The 889-nt window shown below is 68.1% G+C and carries 1 protein-coding gene; it reads right to left on the reverse strand.

Translation table 11 applies throughout. From position 1 onward, the window contains the following. Positions 1-704: 704 nt before the first annotated feature. On the reverse strand, positions 705-889 hold a 185-nt coding region (locus ABD330_RS31950; RefSeq protein ID WP_344469815.1), incomplete at its 5' end, for a hypothetical protein.

The raw sequence follows: 889 nt of genomic DNA on the forward strand, positions 1-889 counted from the left end.
TCCAACGCCTCGAAGAACCTCGCCTTCAAGCCCTCAAAATCCACGATCCCCGCAACTCCCTGAATCCAGGGTGTTGCGGGGATCGCTAGAACCTGCCGAGCGGTCGGGGCCCTCATGTGCCCTGGCGGGCGGGTGCGGAGGATACGAGATTCGAACTCGTCTTTTGCCGAGATTTGACCTGCGGTGATGCTCGGAATCAGGACAAACCGTCACAGGTTCCATGCTGCTCGATGCTGGCGGGTGCCGCTTGATGCCCCCGAGTGCTGACGTGACAACACAGATGATCATGATGTCGCTGCCCGAGTTTGGTGCTCGCTACCCAGGGGCCCCGTGACGCACGGTAGCCGAGCTGCTGGTCGCCTCGGCTGTGAAATCGCTGCCGTGCCGGGGTGCACGAAGCCCCGCCCGGCGGATGCTGGGCGGGGCTATGGCGGTTGGCTTGGCGGGCTACGAGGGGCAGGTCGGCGAACAGGCCCACAGGGTGAACCCGGGGCCGCCCGTGGCTTCCTGGTGGCCGATCGGAATCGGCTTGGGGGCCGGGCCGCCGCACCGGGTGCAGCGCACCGGAGCGAGGCGGGGCCACGTCTCGGCGAGGGCGTTCGTGTGGTCGTCTCGGTGGAACGGCTCACGGTTGCACGGGGCGCCGGCGGACTGTCCGGGGCGCGGTGCGCCGCATGTGGGCTTCCTGGTGGCGGCGAGGGTCATCACGCCACCGCCCCGAGGCTGTGTGCACCCTCGTATGTGTACTCAAAGTCGGTCAGTCCTTCGGCCACTGCTGCGAGGGCCCGGAGCCGTACCTGTCGCCGCCGTTCCTCCGTCCTGTCCCAGAGCGGGACTACGCGGCCAGTGATCGGCCGGTACTCGGCTTCGGGGGTACGCTCCGGCTCGA

It is taken from the genome of Kitasatospora kazusensis, from assembly GCF_039529945.1.
GTDB lineage: Bacteria > Actinomycetota > Actinomycetes > Streptomycetales > Streptomycetaceae > Kitasatospora > Kitasatospora kazusensis.